The organism is Bradyrhizobium guangdongense (assembly GCF_004114975.1).
Taxonomy (GTDB): domain Bacteria; phylum Pseudomonadota; class Alphaproteobacteria; order Rhizobiales; family Xanthobacteraceae; genus Bradyrhizobium; species Bradyrhizobium guangdongense.
The window spans coordinates 723,123-739,918 of the sequence record NZ_CP030052.1; the positions used below are offsets into that span (position 1 = coordinate 723,123).

Here is a 16,796-nt window from a genome sequence, read left to right on the forward strand (position 1 = left end):
TCATTGGCCGCGGATCGGCGGGAGCGGATCTGGCGCCGTTGCGTCGGACTTGAGGATATCTTTTACGATAGGAACGAGCCAGTCGGGGAGATCACCCAAGTGGTCCTGCAAATCCTTTCGCATGCGGTGCCCGTCGTCGCCGTCGTTCAGGATGGACTTGAGGCGCTTTGCGATCTTGTCGCCATCCGAAGGAAGAACGTCGCGCAGCCAAATCAGAGCTTGCACCAACTGCGCGGCCGGGCGGTCAGCCCACAGAAGTCGACTTGGCGCGACTTTCTTGAAGTCGATGACCATTTGGTCGAGTTGGATCGGCTTCACGCGGGCGTCCGTCCACACGACCACCTTCGCCGGGACGGCGTTGGTAAGTCCCAAGTTGTTGGCGGCGGTTATTCCGTCGACCAGTACTTTGGCGCCGTCCCGTCTCGCGACCGCCTGAATCACCGACTTGTAGTCCGGTGGCGAAATCTTCTTCGTCAGTTGGTTGGTGCGAGCAAGATCGTAGAGACCTTGGTCGATGCGCCTGATGCGGTTGTCACTCCGGAGGCGGTGGAGGGCGACGTCGACAGCCGATCGAGTGCCGGTGTCCGCAAAATCGCGTGCGGTCCATACCTTGCTCGGCTGAGGGTCATGGCTCATCCGATCGTATATCTGGTTCGCTGTGCTAGCCATTTTACGGTTCCCTTGTAAGAAATTTGCGCCTTAAATCTTACAAAGTCAAGACCGCGTAAGAAATATGACTCATATTCCTTACGGCCGTCTAATTTCGGCGCCGGAACATATCGGAGCAGCGAAGCACCACGCGATGGGCCTCTTCCAGGAGCCATCGCGAGATTTCCGGCTGTTTCGGCGTCTTTGCCCAGTCAGATTACGTAAAATAGAGGATTCCCTCGGGTTGGTTTGGAAAAGTGCTAATTTACTTAGTATGGCTGAGCAAAAGGACAGAAAGCTAAACAAGCTCGAAAGGACTCTCCCTCAGGGGCTTCTGGTCGATGCTGCCTGGATGGAACGACAGGGTTATTCCACCAGCCTGCGCAGCCAATTGGCGCTTGATCCTGTTTTGTTCTCATCTAGAATATATTCCCAATAGAACGGCTCGCCCTGAGGCGTGGCCTTACGTCGACATGTCGTGATGCCTTCCGTGGAAAATCCCCCGGCCAGGTCGATATCGGCGACGCGGATGTGGACATCGAGAGCGGCGACATCGCAATCGCGCGCGGATGGTGTTCAATCCTGCTCTACGATGACGGGGGAATTCATGAGTTTCAAAGTAACCGCAGCCGGCGCTTCACACGAACCTACCCTGCATTGTCCCAACTGCAATCACGAGATCCGGTTGACGGAATCATTGGCCGCTCCCCTCCTCGCTGAAATTCGTCAGCGCTTTCAACAGCAGCTGGCCAGCAAAGATGCAGAGATGGAGCGTAAGACCGAGGCACTGCGGCTGGAACGCGAGCAGGTCGCTAAGGACCGCGAGCAAATCGAGGACCACGTTGCGAAACGATTGATCGCCGAACGTGCCCAGCTGGTCGCGGCCGAAAGCAAGAAGGCGCGAGAGGCGGCCGCGGCCGAGCTGCAGGCGAAGGAAGCGGAAGCCGCGGAGCTGCGAGCCAACCTGCTTACCAACAACGCAAAGCTTGCCGAGGCCCAAAAGCAGCAAGCCGAACTGATGCGACAGCAGCGCGCACTCGAGGGGGAAAAGCGCGAGCTCGACCTGACAATAGAGAAGCGCGTGCAGGCCTCAATCAGCGAAATCCAGATCAAGGCCAGGCAGGAAGCCGACGAGGCTGCGCGCTTACGCGTTGCAGAGAAGGACCAGACTATCGAGTCGATGTCTCGAACGATCGAGGAGCTCAAGCGCAAGGCCGAGCAGGGATCACAGCAATCCCAAGGGGAAGTACTCGAGCTCGAGCTCGAAGAGCTTCTGCGCGGACGTTTTCCGACCGATTCGATTGAGCCGGTTGGAAAAGGTGAGCTTGGGGCGGACGTTATTCAACAGATAAATGGCGCCATTGGCAAACCTGCCGGCATCATCCTTTGGGAAACCAAGCGAACCAAGGCATGGAGTGACGGATGGCTTGCCAAACTGCGTGACGACCAGCGTCGTTCCGCCGCCGACGTCGCTCTGATCATCTCTCATGCGCTGCCGAAGCACGTCGAGCAATTTGACCTAGTCGACGGCGTATGGGTGGCCCATCCGCGTTGCGCATTGCCGGTCGCCGTGGCGCTGCGCCAGGGGCTGATCGACGTAAGCGGATCGCGCCTCGTTCAGCAGGGTCAGCAGACCAAGATGGAGCAGGTTTATCACTACCTGACCGGCACGAAGTTTCGGCAGCGGGTAGAAGCTGTGGTTGAGAAATTCAACGATATGCGCGACGACCTGGACAAGGAACGCAAGTTCATGGGCCGGCAATGGGCCAAGCGCGAAACTCAGATCCTCGCCGTGGTGGAGTCGACCGTTGGCATGGTGGGCGATTTGCAGGCGATCGCCGGCAAAGCCATGCCAGAGATTCCGAGCCTGGATATGCCACTGCTTGAGAGCCACGCCGCTCCTGAACGAAAGGTGGGATGATGGCGGAAGCTGATGGCGAGCTCGAGTCGGAGAGCATACCTCGCTCCCGCCGCCTCCACCCGAGCCGGCGGACGGGATCGACTGAAGCTGGAGGCGTGAGGGAGCCAGGATAGCGGCACTCCTCGTCAGATCTCGTCTCCTCACCGGTTCAAGCGATTAGTCGAGGAAGCTAATCTCGATGCCCTTCATCCCCTCGCCGCTTCGCTGCTTACCTTTTTCACTTTGACTACCTGCCCGCCTTGCAACCTCTGATTATGTTGCTTTAAGACTTACTAGCGGGGACTCAGGTCGGTCCTGCAACTCGTCGCGAGGGTCCATGGAGTGGAAGGCGCACGGTTACCGGGTTGGTGCATCGAGCGAGACCTTCGATAGCATCCCAGAAAGCGCAGACGAACTTGATCGGTTCATCGCGCTACACCGCCGAAAGATCGAGCCGTGGCTCTCGGCGGTATTCCAAGCTGAGCATCTGAACCTCCTGCTTGGCAGCGGCTTTACCATTGCTGTGGGCTTCGCTGCCGGCGTCAAGGCGACGGGTATGGCGATTGCGACGGGGAAGTCGAAACATGCCAAGGCAATCCTCGTCACGCGACCGCAAGCGCCAAAAAGATGGGTCGCGGTCAAGCTAACATCGAAGATCAGTTGCGTAGCGCCATTGCTGTGCTCGATGGTCTTGACATCATCGATAAGGGGTCGGCGCAAGGTGTTCGCGACGACATTAACTCCGCAATCGCGACATTCCTAACCTCACTGCTTGCTACCGAGCGAGGTATTTTCGAAGCAAACAGTGCATCAGCACTGGCGACGGTGCAGTCATTTCTGCTCAGCTTCGTCAGCCGCGCCGCTTCACGCGAGCGTTTACATATCTTCACGACCAACTACGACCGGTTGATCGAACATGGCTGCGATCAAGCGGGGCTACGGATCATTGATCGCTTTGTGGGGAGCTTGCGTCCACTGTTCCGCAACACTCGGATCGAGCTCGATTATCATTACAACCCACCCGGGATCCGCGGTGAGCCGCGCTTTATGGAAGGCGTCGTCCGTCTGACCAAGCTCCACGGCAGCCTTGATTGGCGCTTCGACCCCATCGCGCATCGGATCTATCGGTCAGAGACACCATTTGGTGCCGACGACGATCATCCGAGCTTACCAGATTCTCCAGTTGATACCGTGATGATCTATCCTAATCCGGCTAAGGACGTGGAGACCACCCAATATCCTTATGCGGAGCTATTCCGTGATTTCGCCTCGGCAACTTGCAGACCCAACTCGGTGGTGGTGACCTACGGCTACGGGTTCGGTGATGACCACATCAACCGTGTTCTGCTCGATATGCTGTCGGTTCCGTCCGCACACCTCGTGATCATCGCCTTTGAACTAGACGATCGCATCAAGGGATTTCTCAATCAAACTCGTCCTGCACAAGTCAGCCTCCTCGCCGGCAACCATTTCGGAAGCCTCCAGCACCTCGTCGACGATTATCTGCCAAAGCCCGCGCTCGATTACATCACCGGGCGTATGTCTGACTTGCTGAAGAACCGCGCTTTCGCAGATGCCGCTGCGGGCCTGGCGCCAGCCGAACCGAGTCAGCCGCCAGCGGGCTCTGGAGGAGGAACGTGAGCTCCCCGATCGAACGGCTCGCTGAACTGGTCATCGGCACGGTCGAGTCGATCTCCTCGGATGAGATCCGTGTGCTGCTCGATCTCGATGCGCCACAGGCTACTGCGCTCAACACCGGCACACCGATGAGCTTCCCAAGGCTCAATAGTTACGTGCTGATACCGAATGAGGCTGGTGCTACCGTCGCCTACGTCACGTGGATCGGGATTGAACGATCGCCGTACCCCAAACGGTCGGGGCTTAAGGATTTCGGCCTGATCGATCTGCCATTCCCTCTGCGGAAGATGTCGCTCACTCCGATCGGCACCCTGTCTGTCGCTCGAAACCGACGCGAGGGAAGCAGTATGTTCGAATTGAGTCGAGGAATCGTTGCGTTCCCTTCGGTAGGCGATCAGATACCAATCCCAACGCCGGAACAAATCACAGCTATCGTCGGAGCAAAGGACAAGGACCGCCGCGTTCGCATCGGCTCGTCACCGCTGGCTGCAGATACCTCAATTATGGTCGATCCCGATAAGATCTTCGGGCGGCACGTCGCCGTACTCGGCAACACCGGTAGTGGAAAATCCTGCTCCGTCGCTGGGCTGATCCGCTGGTCACTCGATGCGGCGCAGGCCGCTCTTGAGAATGGCACAGAACAGCCGAATGCGCGGTTTATTATTCTTGATCCTAATGGGGAGTACGCCAAAGCATTTGCAGATAGGGGCGGAAATATCCGCCTGTTTCGTGTCCCGCCCATCGACCTCAACAGGGGTGAACGCGCGCTCCGTCTGCCGGCCTGGCTCTGGAACGGTCACGAGTGGACCGCGGTATCGTTCGCACGACCCGGAGCGCAGCGGCCCCTGCTGCTCCAAGCGCTTCGTGAACTAAAGAACGGGCAGCTGGCGGGGACGCCTCGCCAAACTATCGTCAGGCGGCATTTGTATTCCTATCGCATCATGATCGCCGCTATGTTGGCCGAAGGTGCCGCGACCTACGCTGGCAGCGCAAGCAATCGGCGGCGCTGCGGCGAACTGCTAGACAACATTGCATCAGACTGCAGCAATATGACGGAATCCGTTGATGGTGAGCACAAGACAGCTCTGGAAGAGATAAGCAGCATTATCGAAACTATCGCTAATTCCCGTCGGTCAGGAGACTGGTTCAACTCCTTCTCAGTACAGGACATGGAAGCGGTGCGGAGGTCACTGCAGAGCTTCGTAGATCTGGTAGAGGATGCTTTCGCCATCGCGCATCTTACGGAAGATGCACCGATACCATTCGACGTACACATGCTGCCAGAGCACCTTGAGAGGATAGCAGCGACGGAGGGAGGTGCGTTGGCCGGATTCATCAGCACGCTCGGCATGCGCATCCGCGGCATGATGTCGGACCCGAGACTCGGTCAAGTGATTGGAAGTGACCCGGCGATCACCTTCGATGCCTGGCTTGACGCGTTCGTGGGCAGCAACGCCTCGGCCAACGGACAGGTCGCAATCGTTGACCTTTCGTTGGTGCCTTCAGAAATAATCCACGTAGTCGTTGCGGTTCTGGGACGGCTGACGTTTGAGGCATTGCAGCGCTACCGACGGCTTCATCCTGATGGCAAACCTCTGCCCACGACCTTGGTTCTAGAGGAAGCACACAACTTTGTTCGGCGAGGCGCCAACGAAGATGGGCCGGCAGAAAACCCGACCCAGCTCTGTCGCGAGACGTTCGAAAAGATCGCGCGCGAAGGTCGCAAGTTTGGTCTTGGATTGATGCTATCGTCACAACGCCCATCGGAGCTCTCGCCCACGATCCTTGCACAGTGCAATACTTTCCTACTGCACCGGATCGTAAACGACCTCGATCAGGCGCTAGTTGGACGTCTCGTTCCCGACAATGTGGCGGGCTTGCTAAAGGAGCTACCTAGCCTACCATCCCGTCAGGCAATTTTGCTGGGATGGGCCACGCCGATTCCTTTGCTCGTGGAGATGGATGAACTTGCCGAGGCACATCGGCCGCAATCGTCAGACCCAGATTTCTGGGACGTTTGGATCGGCAAGAACCCACGTCCGATCGATTGGCCCACCCTCGTCGGCGATTGGACCGGCAGTGCGCAGAATTGAACAGACTGCGCTCCTCGATCAGACGTTTCCATGACTGCCGCACGCCTTATGAGTCCGACGGGAGAAAACAAGGTGAGCTGGTGATCTCATTGCTCAATGGCTTGCAGGACGAGACGGAGAGCGAGGTCGAGTTCGTCGAATCCGCTATTGTCATTCGGCGTCACAATTGATCCCTTCAGCATCCAATTTTGCATGCCGAATGACAGCTTGCCCGCTAAGTTGAGTGGCGTAAGTCGGCCGGCGTCAGCAGGCGATGAGATCGCTTCGACGGAAACACTGATCCGGCAGCAAGTGCCCGAGCATTGCTAACTGCGTTTCGTGTTGCGGGGACTTCGTGCTGAGCACAGACGAGGCTAGGGCCGAGATCGATCGGATCGACACCATTGCAATCAACTGGCGCCAAGTTTTTGAGGATGAGGGTGTCGACGAAATCGAAAGAATAGCACCTGCCTTCCCAATAGCAGACTGCTTTCCCCGCAAGCTCGTCTCCAGCCTTAGAGAGCTCAGCCGACTTTGCCGGCTGCGCTGGCCTTGCTTTTTACGGTCGTACTTCCACCGTTGTGACTGATAAGCACTTCTCTACGAGATGGAGAGCATGACCTTATCCCAGTTAGAGAATCCCTCCGCGAAAAAGGCCGGTCTTTTCGACCCCCGATCCTTATTCGATCGTTCAACTGCGCTCTCGACAAAGTCAGACGTATCGGCATTCAATGCCCGCACCACCTCTGATACAATATGGGGCCGACCACCGATGAGCGTGACCTCCGGCTCCGAGCGGCTCGATGATACAATCGGAAGTTCGATAAGCGCCGTATAGCGCGACCCAAAACATTCGAGCGAAAAAGGCGTCAACAAAGCATCGTCAGAAGTCAGTTGAATTTCGTCAGGCCAATGGTTGAAGATGATATTGACGCCTGGCGTTGATGCTACGGCAAGAAATTCGATGTGAGTATCAACCCAATCGACGAAGTCGGCAAATTTAAAGCGGCGCGCTGTCTGCCGACCTGCCCGAACCATCGCCGATACAATCCTACGAAGAACTGGCGCGGCCGGAATCCAATGCGCAAATGGCCCTTCGCCTGGTGCCATTTCCAACTTGAGCTCTTTTCCCTTGAAACGGAGCGTTATCGATTTCTGCGGCCTGGCCAGTATGACGCCAATCTCGATGATGGCGACCGCCTCCTCCAGGTCGACAATTCGTTCACCGTCATAGTTGAGCGTTAGGTTCGCCTCCGCCTTCGGAAAGTCGATCAAAAATTCAAGGAAGTTGTTTGCAAGTCGCACCGGCCCGAGCTTTCCATCGAATATCGGAGTGACGAACATCTCGAGCTCTACCGAGGTCCACTCGCCTGCTTCCGAAGAAAGTTCAACCGTGGTTGACATCGATGACGATACGTTTAGCTCCAGCACCGCTTCCCGAAACTCATCGCGATCATTGTCGAGCGGAATTCCGAACCGGCGTCGCTCAATCGTCAGGTCCGTCACCTTAAGCGTGCGAGGGCCACCCAAAAAGAGCTGACCGATCTTTTCGCCCGCATTTTCTCCTGGAACGAAAAATCGACCGACAATGGATCTGTTATCAAAACCGCAAGTCTTGCGGTAGTCGACCTTCCCTGCAATATAATCGGCAGGTGCCCCTCCGAGCATTCCGTTTAAAGCCTTTGCCAGCCCTTCTCCTGCTGGAGACAATTCTACCGCACGATCGAGTGGCACAAGAATCGTGATTCTGTGAATGTTCCGCTTTCCTTTGGCTTCCTCGCTGCGAACCCGCTTGAGGGTGTCGTAGATCATTTTTTGATCGACCGGGACGAGGAGAGTGCGAATCGGCGTCCGCCCGTCTTTGACGAAAAACATGACGACGATCGCCGCCGGCAGGTCAGCATCAACGAGATGCTTGAGCGCCGACAGCTTGATCCTCGGCGGCTGAGATCCTTCTGTCGCTTTCACTTGGATCAAGAATTTCGGAAGATCGTTCTGGGAATCAAGCGGACGCTCTTTCATCCGCAAAGGCTCGCCTTCAAGGAGGTAGTCCCAGCCGAGACGGTCTGCCTGTGATTTCTGGGCACGAAACCCTTCCGGTTCACACCAACCGATGAACACATTCTCACCTCGCGCGCCAAGATCTGGAACGCTCACTGAATTCTTCATATTTTAGACCATAGCCTTAGCTACTGCTGAAACCAGATCGATAGTCGGGAAGAACCCGAGTTCGTGGAGTTGATGCAGTAATTCCTCAAATTGAAGGTGATTGGCGCTGCCCTTGGCGGCAAGCTTCGCCAGTTCATCGATTTTGCCGGCGAGTAATTCGATGTCCCGCTGGCGGCGTTTGGAGTCCGCAGGCGACAGCCGCTGCGGGCCATCGACAACAAACGCGGCCGAATGTTTTCGGACGTACTCCGCGACGTTGTCCAGCGCAATTTCGCTTTCGCCGGCCTTTGAAAAAGCCATGCTGATGCTGTACGCGGCATCTTCAAGGTACGGCCTGTCCCGCACGAGGTCCGGCGAGCTGTCTTTGCGGCGGTACCCGCTGAGAGAGAAGCTTCCGTTTTGCAGGTTGTAAAACCCGATCTCAAAAGGACCGAACGTCGCAACGCCTTTAGCGATATTGACCGACCATGGATTTTGCGGCCCGCCGCGAGCTTCGACCGCTTTGATCAGCCCGCTCACCTCTCGCGCATGAAGTCGCGCACGCTCGAGCTGAGCTTGGTCGTTCTCGAATATGGAAATGGCGTCCGGCTTCCAAGCCAAGTGCCGCGCGTGGAGTTGGTGCCAGGCACGCAGAGCGGCTTGGGCCGGACCGGGAATTTCCTCGCCTTCCATCCATCTTCGAAGCGTTCGCGTCGAAACTCCCAACAGTTGCGCAGCCTCGGCCAGGTCGAGGCCCAGAAATGTCAAAATTTCAGTCAGCTCAATACTTGTCATTATGTAAAATCCGTTTTGATAATTTGTCCTTCGTATTTTGACAATATGTCAGAAAAAAGAACCTGCTTTGTCCCCCTCCCCTTCCGCGGGAGTGTCGTCCCGACGCGCGAGTTGGCGAATGCCGTCACCAAAACAGATTGAAAAATGGACCGCCGCTACTCGGTCGTCGTCATCGCATTCCGTCGGTTCAGACGCAGATTTACCGCAAGAGTATTGGGATTCAATCCTGGCTGACGCGAGCGTCGGAACGAGTCCAGGCGTGCCAATTCAGCAGCGACGGCTATCGGAGATCCCTCGTCACGTTTTGCGGGTGACCTGCCAGCGCTGCAGTCGAATCGTTGAGATCCGAAAAGGCAGATGCGGTCGGGTCTTTCGATCAGCATGCAGTCTGGAAGGACGTCGGGCAGAAGTCGGCCGATCGGACATGTCAGAATCGTAGCGCGCGCTACGAGGAGGATGGCTGCTGGCTATCTTTCAAGAGCTCCTAAAGGATCCGCTCGCGATCGGTTTGTTACTCAATGGCGCTTAACCACCATCCAACACCCCTGTCCGGTGGCGATCGCAACGCTCTAAAGAAGGAGCTGGGCAAACGACTCCTTGAAATCGACGGGCAGGGCCAACCCGAAGGGGTAGGTCGTCGGAAAAGATCGGGGATGAAGGAGCCTTAACAAGCGGGACACGGATCGGGCTAACGACTTCACGCCGCCCGAAAAGCGGCCGGCTTCGAGTCCAGTTGAGAGGCCGCTGCCCGCTTTGGTGGCATCTGGCCCCTATCGAGCCCACGAGACGCGGCTTCCCGAAGTCTATCTTGTTGAGACGCTAGGCTGTCAGCCGGCGACCGCCGTCGTGCTGATCGTGTCGCCACGGTGGCGAGACTTGCCTGCCGATCGCCTGCAGATCATCCATCCAGGCAGCCGTTTGGTCCTCGACACCGGTAGCACACATCTCCTGCCCGGCGCCTACTATGTCGCTCTCCGTACTGGCACATCATCGCCACCGAGGAAACTCACTTTTCGCCGGCATCATCAGTCTGATCCCGACAGCCGCCTTCACAGGCATCCCGCAGTCGGGGCGCGCAGCACGCAAAGGCGTAGAGAGAGCGAAGCGTCTCCTTCTTGGCACTGTCGTGCAGCCCGCACCTCGTTCGTAATCAAAGCCTAAAGCTGCCGCGATCCGCATAACCTTTGGGCCGAATATCCAGCGCGGCGATCAGGTCCAGGCGCTGCTTCCGACAACCAAACTCGGGGTGATCTCCCACCTGGAGCCACGCTCCGTCACGGCGCTCAAGCCATCCGGATGCAAACACCTCGCCCGCCAGGAAACCGCCATTTGCCGTTCGGACCCAGCGTTCGCCGTCGATCGCAGGCCACAGAGCAACGTGGATTGATAGCTCGTCCCAATCCGCGTCGTGAACGCTGGCAATCGCCGCAATATCCTCGATCATGAATCGGTACGTTCGACCATCGTCCCCGTACCTCGGATCCAGCAGCGGCCAGCTGTTTTCTCCTGCACGCGGCGTAAACAATCCCTGGTCGATGCCAGCATTGATCCCGGCGACCATCACATTGCGCCAGGCCCGCCGCCTGCGGGACCCGTCGTATTTCACCTTGGTTACCCCCTTGGACGCGGTCGGAATCACGTCCGCACCCTCGTAGTTGAGGCGATCGAAGGAGAATCCGCGGAGGTCTTCGTCCGATGTCGGAACACCCGTCATCGCCGCGAGCCGGCTCAGGAACGGCAATTCCTCGAGCAATGCAAAGTCCGGATGCACCGGTGCACGCTCCAACATGCGGGCTCGCAGCGCTGCATGACTTGCAAAGCCGCATGCGGCTGCGATCGCCTCGGTCAGATGGGATGATTTGTAGTTCGGATAGCCCTGCCTAACCGCACGCTTCACGGACGTGAGCGCAGATTCAGTCAAAGGGATAGCGGTCAAAGGATCCACCTGTTCATATCGGCGGCCGATGTCCACAGATTACGCACCGACCTGGATATGACGGTCGATCCAAGGATTTGAAATAGTGCCCACTTTGACCCTGTGGCAGGTCCGGCGAGACGGCCGATTCGAAGAATGCACGATCTATCAGCCAGCTTTCAAGGACCTAGGCGCCTCAGGGCAGCCGCTCCATAGGGGTGTAACTTCCCGTTGACGGCTCCAATGCTGTTCGCGCGCTCGAGGAACATGACAAGCCGCCAGTGCACATCTACGTGCCAACCGATGAAACGGTTGGCGGAGCGCGCGGGCGCCTTACCTCGTCCGCTCATCGTCTCGCTTGTGACCGCGCAACTCGGCATCGATTCCCTGCTCTGCCTTGCGGCGACGGCTATTGGTGAGCTCCGAAAGCTCATTCTTTAGTGCATGCCGCCGGGTTTCAACGGCGGGCATGTCGTTCACGAATTGCCTAACCTGGCGCGCGAGCGCGTGATCTGCCGCCGCTCCAGAATGCTGCAGCTCGGCTGCGTAATCGAGATATCGCCGCCGGATCGCATCCTGACGTGACTTGATCTGCTCGTCCCAAGGACGTTTTGCAGTCGTGCCGCCCCTCACCTCCGAAAGCACCTCTTTCCGGGCGAGCCGGTCGACATCAGGTACGATTTTTCGCTTGCGCATAGCGAGCACCGCCCCGCGATCGGCCTTTTGAACTCGCCCGCGGGTTCGCCGCGGCGTTGCCTCGGCCGCTATCCCGCGAAGCCGGAGTTCGCCAGCAAATCGCTCCCGCCAAGCCTGCAGATCTGCCTTCCGAGGGTTGAGACGCTTGCCGTCGTGGCCCAGGGACCGGACGGTCAAGTGCACGTGGGGATGTTTGTCGTCGAGGTGCTGGACGAAGACATAGTCATGATTGTCCCCGAACGTTTCGATGGCAAATGCCCGGGCTAAATCCTTGACGGCGACGGCATCGGTGCCAGCCGGCATCGACAGAATGATGTTGATCGAAAGCGACCCATCACGGCGGCGCTTGTCGTCAAGGCCGGCATCATCCTCCCAGCGTTGCTGTAGGTCTTTCAATCCGGAACGACCGGCCAGACTCGCGCCCTGCTCTGTTTCCGCATCGAGCTCGCCGTTTCGCGTGATATACGCAAGGTGCGACTTGAGATGCGCCACGTCCTTGGTGCGGCCGGTGATCTTGACCATCACCTCTGGCGCTCGGCGCACGATCCGTTCGAGCTTCGCGCGCATAGCCGGCGTCAGGCGACTAGGAACCGCCGGATCGGGGATATCCCACTCGGCCCGCCGCGGGCGCCGATTGGGCGTTTCCCAAACATATGAGATCGGCGGAAGCTCGGAGGCCAGGTCTGCCGGCCGCGGCTTATGGCGCCGACTCATCGCCGCCCATCCCAATAATCCGCGTTGCCGTGCAGCGCATTGCGTAGTTGCGCGAGCTCTTTTTCGATGACCAACTGGGCCTCTTGAATTGCGGACAGATCGGGCTCGACCGCCCTGCCCTGCAGCACACTGGCGTTCGCTGCGCGCGCGATCTGATTGATGTTGCCGCCGATCTGGTTGAGCTCGCGAACAATCGCGCGGAGCGCCTCGTGCTCGCCTGGAGAATGCTGCACCGGTGATCCCAACCGCGAGCGCACCAATGCAACGATCCAGCCGGTTCGGGTCATGCCGCGCTGATGTGACACTTCCGCGAGCTGCCGCATCTCGCTCTCGCGAAATCGCACCGTCACCTTCTCCGGTCGCCCGACAGGCAGCACGGAGATGCGCGGCACTGGTTCAGCAAGTGCCTCAGCAATGAGACGCCGCAAGAGCGCGGATTTGCCGCCCTGGGTCGCTGCCAAAGCTGAGAACTCCGCAGCGACTTCGTCAGAGACGCGAAGCGAGATCAGAGCCATGCACTCCAATCCCAATCGCGATCTAATACATCGCTGGCGCGAAGCCTATCCTGCACTAGAAAAAGCGAATCCTTCCACTCCCTCCGTGTTGGTTCGAACCAACAGGCTCGGCATTCAAAGCTCGGGATTTGCTGCAGGTGAGATCCAACCCAGCCGACGATCGATGCGCAGAATTCCTCCGGGAATGGCGCCGCCGTCAGCCCCGGTGCTCTTATTCCACGAACGCCGCGCGTGGAGACCGGCAACATTGGCACCGGGTATGTGGACCGCGGCTTACCAGCAGCCTCCGGCCTCTCTACGGCGCTGTGGGGGGCGCGTTCGGCCTCCGGCTGCTGCGCTAACGCGCCATCCTTCGGATGGGAAATCCGCTCCGCCGGCATGCCAAGCGCAGCGGTCTTTCTGAGGAGACAGTCGAAGGCCAGCTTCATGCGAAAATGATCTCTTCGATGGTGATGGTCGATGCCGGCACCTCTTCCACTTCTTCTGCGCCATCGACCAACAGCACGGCATGGCGTGAGCCTTGAGACGCGAGCCGATCGACGAGAAGACAGCCCGCGCGATCTTGGTGGCGCACTCTGATCGTCACTGACGAACTCATTCGCTCATTTCGATGGACGGAAGACCTGGAGCTCTTCTCCGCGGCCGCCGTTACACGGTCTCTCTCTATGGGTCGCAATGCTACTTGCGGTGCGATCGGGCCTCGCGCCGATTGAGCTCCAGCGGCACCTTCGCTATCAGCATGGGAGCCCCCAACTCCGCTACGAATTTTGCGAGCCAGCTGGCGGGCGTGGGCGTCGGTGAAGCTCTCCTGTGCTGCACATATGGTCTCGACGGCGTTGGGCTGCTCACGCCAAGCCTGGTAGAGTTCATACACTGCACGGATTGACGAGCCCGCAAGCTTCGACCGGAGAAATTCCGGCATACCAGGCGGCGGGATCGCTCCTGATGGAAGCTGGGTTCATTGTCGCCCCGGCTTCTTCCTTCCCGTTCGCGTGCTATCACGATTGCATCGTCGGCTATTCCTGGAGCGCCTGCAGGCGGCGTTCGATGGCACCAAGCTCCAGTTGTTCGGCCATCTCGCGCACCTCGTCGAGCCAGCGGCATTCGCCCGCCATCTAAACGCCCTCCGCAAGGTCGAGTGGGTCGTCTACGCCAAGCGTCCCTTCGGCGGACCAGAACAGGTTCTGACTTATCTCGGGCGCTACACTCATCGCGTTGCGATCGCCAACGGCCGGCTTCTTACCTGTGAGCAGGGCCACGTCCGCTTCCGGTGGAAAGATTATCGCGCCGGGAACAAATCCAAAGTAATGACGCTCGACACTGAGGAGTTCCTTCGTCACTTTCTGCTTCACATATTGCCGAAGGGGTTCCGCCGCATCCGTCATTTTGGTTTCCTGGCGAACGCCTGCCGCGCCGCCAAACTCGCGCGCATCCGAGCGGCACTTGAAGCCCCGCAGCCACCTCCGCCTGCCGAAGCTGTCGACTATCGTGAGCGCTGCGCCATCCTCCTTGGTCACCGCCTCGACGTGTGCCCCATCTGCGGAGGCCGCATGGTCGAGATTGGGCCTGCGCCGCGTGCGCCGCCGCGACGCGCACCTCGCTGCGATACATCATGACCGACTACCTCGACTTATTCGCTCCCACTGCACGTCAAGCGACGCAGCAGCGCGCGCGGGAGGGACCTGTGGGCCGGTGGGGCGATCGGGCGCGCGGTGGTCACGCGTTTGTCCTATCGTCGGCCCGCCGGCGCAAGCTGTCGCCTCACCTCCGAGGACACGACCGCCGTGAGCTCCTCGTTCAACTGCGCCGCGATTGAATTTGCCACCCGCAGATTCTCTTCCTTCTTAGTGGCGGCCAGACGTTGCGCTTGCTGAAACACTGAGGCTGCGAAAGCAACCGCGGCGTGTTCCTCCGCTTGCCCACCACTATTATTGAGTTCGGCGGGGAGCTCGAACGATCCTCCCGTCTTGCCGTCCAGAAAATCCCAGCAGGTCCGAAATAAGTGGCGATAGCCTTGGGTTGCTTCCGGCCCCCTATCGACGACGCCGGCTTGCTTTGCGTACTGAAAATCCCGCTCATAACCGAGCTCTGTCAAGAGCTTCGCCCCAACCAGGTCGGTCACGACTTGCATCTCTTCGATGCTCAAGTCAGTTTGCCAAGCCTCCACTGAGCGGTCATCGACGGCCTTTCGCTCCAGGATCTTGCGATCTCCGAAAGTGCTGGAGCGGAGATAGTCCGTCTGCCCCCCCGGCGCCGATCCCGTCTCGGTCGGAGTGTAACCGAGGCCGGCAAGCACGCGCCGAATTTCGTCATCGGGGTGCGCCACAAGGGTCTCATAGTGGACCACCTGCGTCTGAGGTCGACTGCGGTATGCTGCTAGCGCAGGCAGGCCCAGGACAAGATCTGCGAGAGAAGATGCGATCGCGGGCGTGGGCTGGCCCAACGCGATATCGGCGAGACACGATGCGATGGCGGGCGGGGAACTTGCGGCCAGCAGAGGGACGCCCCATGTCGTCTTCAGTGATGCGGCGATGGCGTAGGGGTTACGCATGAGAACGAGACGCGGTGCTTCCGGATAAAGGGAATCCAAAAAGTCGAGCACCGTCCAATAGCGCGGCGTCTTGTCTATGAGAGTGCGTTTGCCTGCAGCAGCTAAATACTGGCAATAAGCTGCATCGGAAAAAGCGCGGGTAACGATCATCCGATCTATTCGCCCCAAGAACTGCGAGGTTGCGCTTTGAACCAATGATGCGCCGGCTGGGTGGCGGTGGTCGACTTTACCGAAGGCCTCAAGTGCCAACATGAGCCACGGTTCAGGCGGAGCCAAAATATCCGGGTGCCGCTGCAGCAAATGCGCTAGCAGCGTCGTCCCCGAGCGGGGAAGACCGAGCAAAAAGCACACCGCAGGCGCATGGCTTACATCGCGGTTCATCATTCAACAGCCTATCTTGGACAGACCGAGCGTCCGTCTTAAAACCTTCGTCCGGTAGAAAGAGACAACACCAGCAATGGCAATCCAGATAGGGTCAACCATCCCTATCCTCAGATGACGTGACATCCGCGAGGATGACATCATGCCGCGACAACATTCGATGGCCCTTGTGGCAGCTTTGGCTTGTTCGCTGCATGAGCGCCTACTGCGCGCTTCGGATGGACGCGCGCCATCTCCGATTGGCAATGCGTACGTAGATTGCCCGTTGTTCAGGTTTGTTGCAGATAGACCGTAACTCTCATCGATCCCATTCGTAGCGGAAATGGAAGACGACCCTATCCCTGTTTCGCATGATCTGGGTGCCATGAATTCAATCCATTTAGCCAGCCACAGCACCGCACCTGAGATCGGCTGCGCCCAGCTCCTTTCGGGGCCGGAGCCTCCAAGCATCGCCCCGCCGCGCGGAGCTAAGCCATATTGAGACCATCAGAAAAGCTATACCGTGGTTTATCGGAAATAAGCGGCAAAGCGACCGCGGAAGCCCGTCGCTTCGAGCCGCCACGATGCCATTCCCTCGCCAGCCAAAGAAGACGGTAGCTCATCTCGATGTCTAAGTGCGCCATCTGAACCCAATATCCGCCATTCGTAGGATCGGCAAAACTCAATAGTTTTGATGGAGCACATCCATACCGTGGATTGATGGCTTAACCGGCCAACGGCCTCTGCATCCAAAGAGACACGGCCGTGCTCTGCCTGTCATCTCGCAAGGAACAGAGCAGGGGTGCCGAAATCATTCCCGCATCTTCGGCATCCCCTTAAGCGC

Annotated in this window: 11 protein-coding genes and 1 pseudogene; 4 read left to right on the forward strand and 8 right to left on the reverse strand. The window is 58.5% G+C overall.

Annotation, left to right across the window (positions count from 1 at the left end; translation table 11 throughout):
- Window positions 1-669, reverse strand: coding sequence for a DUF6088 family protein (locus tag X265_RS39045; protein ID WP_128929578.1), 669 nt, complete (start codon window positions 667-669; stop codon window positions 1-3).
- A gap of 586 nt (window positions 670-1,255) precedes the next feature.
- Here X265_RS39045 and X265_RS39055 point away from each other — a divergent pair.
- The 3 genes from X265_RS39055 (at window position 1,256) to X265_RS39065 (ending at window position 6,279) form a co-directional block, all read left to right on the forward strand.
- A complete protein-coding gene (locus X265_RS39055) occupies window positions 1,256-2,569 on the forward strand; it encodes a DUF2130 domain-containing protein (protein ID WP_128955173.1) in 1,314 nt (437 codons plus the stop codon).
- A gap of 606 nt (window positions 2,570-3,175) precedes the next feature.
- The gene (locus X265_RS39060; protein ID WP_232995577.1) at window positions 3,176-4,189 is read left to right on the forward strand and encodes an SIR2 family protein; all 1,014 of its coding nucleotides are present in this window, start codon (window positions 3,176-3,178) and stop codon (window positions 4,187-4,189) included.
- Complete coding sequence (locus tag X265_RS39065; protein ID WP_128929580.1) at window positions 4,186-6,279, forward strand: ATP-binding protein; 2,094 nt, start codon at window positions 4,186-4,188, stop codon at window positions 6,277-6,279. Before X265_RS39060 ends, X265_RS39065 begins: the two co-directional genes overlap by 4 nt.
- A gap of 579 nt (window positions 6,280-6,858) precedes the next feature.
- Here the strand turns inward: X265_RS39065 and X265_RS39070 are convergent.
- From X265_RS39070 to X265_RS41825, 6 genes are all read right to left on the reverse strand, one after another.
- Window positions 6,859-8,415 carry a hypothetical protein gene (locus X265_RS39070; protein ID WP_128969538.1) on the reverse strand — a complete coding sequence of 519 codons (1,557 nt, stop codon included), beginning with the start codon at window positions 8,413-8,415 and terminating at the stop codon, window positions 6,859-6,861.
- 15 nt (window positions 8,416-8,430) lie between these two features.
- Complete coding sequence (locus X265_RS39075; protein WP_128929582.1) at window positions 8,431-9,201, reverse strand: helix-turn-helix domain-containing protein; 771 nt, start codon at window positions 9,199-9,201, stop codon at window positions 8,431-8,433.
- A 1,150-nt stretch (window positions 9,202-10,351) separates the two neighbouring features.
- Window positions 10,352-11,173: a hypothetical protein gene (locus X265_RS39085; RefSeq protein ID WP_232995578.1), complete on the reverse strand. Its 822-nt coding sequence runs from the start codon at window positions 11,171-11,173 to the stop codon at window positions 10,352-10,354.
- Between the two features lie 276 nt (window positions 11,174-11,449).
- Window positions 11,450-12,379 (reverse strand): relaxase/mobilization nuclease domain-containing protein, encoded by a 930-nt coding sequence (locus tag X265_RS39090; RefSeq protein ID WP_244659376.1) that lies wholly within the window; start codon window positions 12,377-12,379, stop codon window positions 11,450-11,452.
- 143 nt (window positions 12,380-12,522) lie between these two features.
- Window positions 12,523-13,041 (reverse strand): plasmid mobilization protein, encoded by a 519-nt coding sequence (locus X265_RS42495; protein ID WP_128929583.1) that lies wholly within the window; start codon window positions 13,039-13,041, stop codon window positions 12,523-12,525.
- A 424-nt stretch (window positions 13,042-13,465) separates the two neighbouring features.
- On the reverse strand, window positions 13,466-13,627 hold the full coding sequence (locus X265_RS41825) for a hypothetical protein (RefSeq protein ID WP_232995580.1): 162 nt from the start codon (window positions 13,625-13,627) through the stop codon (window positions 13,466-13,468).
- Between the two features lie 334 nt (window positions 13,628-13,961).
- Between X265_RS41825 and X265_RS39105 the strand changes: the two are divergent.
- Window positions 13,962-14,657: pseudogene (locus X265_RS39105) on the forward strand (IS91 family transposase); the annotation flags it as partial.
- A 113-nt stretch (window positions 14,658-14,770) separates the two neighbouring features.
- Here the strand turns inward: X265_RS39105 and noeE are convergent.
- Entirely contained in the window at window positions 14,771-15,976 is a 1,206-nt protein-coding gene (noeE, locus tag X265_RS39110; RefSeq protein WP_276575773.1) for a nodulation protein NoeE, read from the reverse strand.
- Between the last annotated feature and the right edge of the window lie 820 nt (window positions 15,977-16,796).